General features: G+C 40.5%; 1 protein-coding gene. It reads right to left on the reverse strand.

Annotated elements, in window-relative coordinates; genetic code table 11:
• Positions 1–714: 714 nt before the first annotated feature.
• The gene (locus tag LC605_RS32560; RefSeq protein WP_229551486.1) at positions 715–1,995 is read right to left on the reverse strand and encodes a condensation domain-containing protein; all 1,281 of its coding nucleotides are present in this window, start codon (positions 1,993–1,995) and stop codon (positions 715–717) included.
• Positions 1,996–2,232 lie beyond the last annotated feature (237 nt).

A 2,232-nucleotide genomic window follows, 5' to 3' on the forward strand; every position in this document is an offset into this window, starting at 1 on the left:
CGCTGCCGTCTAACTTGCATCGCATTGCTCCCTTTGGCTATTCTATTTATGAAATGAGCGAACCGACCGTTAATAGCAAGGGTTTGGGCGTTTTATAATTTAGGCTATTTTTTCATCAATATCCTTAACGACTGATTCCTGTGATAACAATAAAATTTCTACCTTTTTCAACAAGAAGGCAACAGGGAACAGGCAACAGGGAACAGGGAGGAACGACCTGTTTCCTGTTGCCTTCTAGATAAAATCCGGGGGTCTGAGTCCCTCACTAATTGGAATGGCACATTCCAATTAGTGGAACGCGTTGGTGGGGGTCTAAAGCCCCCACCATACGCAGTAAGAGTTCCCTATTCCCTATTCCCTGTTCCCTGTTTCAATGTCTCATTCTCATCGGTTATTCGGGCTTTAAGGCTATTTTTCCTGTGATAAAAATTGTTATCACAAGAATAGATATCTTTGAAGACGGCGGCTCAAATTCAGGTACAGTATGCATCTTGGGCTTAATGTACATTCCTGTTCCAATGCTACTCACGGGCGATAGACTACTCTTATTGACAAGATGCGTTTGCCCTGATCCAAAGCCCAGCCATCGTAACTGGGTTTTTTGGTTTAAGTGCGATCACATTTTAATCAACAGCCTACCTTCCGATGGACTTAATCTGTCCTCGCTTAGTTTTACTGTCAAGGCTTTTTTTTGAGAGCTGCGAGTGCTACTCGCTACCCAACCTCTGCAAGCGCTATAAGTAATTGTTCCATAGCTGTGTTTTTTATGTTGTAGGCGTTTGCACCAGGCACAAGAGACTCTTGGTAACGACAAATAAAACACATATTCTCTTGAAGTGTTGCTACACCTATTAAAAGTGGTAAAGATTTTGGCCCCGTAGCCATCAAATAAAGTTCCTGTAGCTGTAATTTTCCAAACTGCTGTTTAATATTTAAATTCCCCAGATTAGTAATTGCAATATCCATTCCCCCTATATCTCTAGCATCTGAAGTTTCCCCACCTTTGTTAGAGTTACTAGATAATAAGGCTCTTGCTTTTAGTACATCGTCAAATAACTTTCCGTCTGCTACCACTTGATTGAGCTTATATTTAACTTCACGCGCTAAATCCCAAAAATCGGTCTTCTGGCTTAATCGATGAGCGGTCACTGGTCGAGTAATGTATTCTCCCAGATTTTCGCCAACATGAATTGTCAAATAGTTGCGGATATTTACTGGTGTATGACACCTAAGAATAATCTCGTTATCAGATTTTATTTCAGCAGCGATCGCTAAAAAAAATGCAGCACATAAAGCACCGTGAACCGAAGTTTTTTCTTCTCGACAACGAGCTACAAGCTTGGTAGTTTCCGGAGAAGATAGCGTCCAATGAAACAGGCGAATTGGAAATTTTTCTGAAGTATTTATTCCCCCATTATTTCGATAATTTGCTGTTAATACAGACTCCGCTTCTCTCGAATTATTTAAATCTTCTTCAACCCAATTTTTTGTAATATCAGGGATAATTTCATCAACAGGAGGCAAGTCTGGTAAAAGCTCACGAGGGTTGTCTGGTTCACCAATAAATTGCAAAATATCTCGGATCAGACAAGCTCCTGATAAACCATCACCAATGCAATGATGAAAAGTAATTATTAGGTTAGAAACATCAGGTGAGTGCAGCAACAATACGCGCAGCAGAGGTTCCTCGCTCCAACTCAAAGGCTGACGTAATTCTTCTACCATCTCCCGACACCAATGTTCTTCTCCTTGTCGGGAGATTACTCGCAGTGGAATAGGTGGAACGTTTTCTAAAGAAAATTGTGGCTGATTTTGATGAAGAGCGACTATTTTTACTTTTAACCGAGAATGCCTTAGTTTTAGCCAAGCCAGAGCTTCAGTTAATAAATCAACGCTAAATGACCCTTTAATGGTCGCCGACAAGGTAACATTTTCCGGGCTGTTCTTGTATGACAACCACATCAAATGTTCTGATGCTGCAAGAATACGATTCATAGCAATTACGAAGATTTTAGATTTAAATCAATCCAGCCATTTTTTGCAATATAACCCGAAAATTTCATAATGTCTTTTGTCCTCCGTTTTTTCTGGCTTCAATTCATAGACTGAGGTGGAACCAAACCGATGTTCATATTTAAGGAATCATTATCCCAAATCCACTCCAGCCCAATGATCGCAGCTAGCTGCTAGTTTACTGCCTCTCTCAAGGATGAGATTTTGATTCTAGATGCA

This window comes from Nostoc sp. CHAB 5836 (genome assembly GCF_020829445.1).
GTDB lineage: Bacteria > Cyanobacteriota > Cyanobacteriia > Cyanobacteriales > Nostocaceae > Nostoc.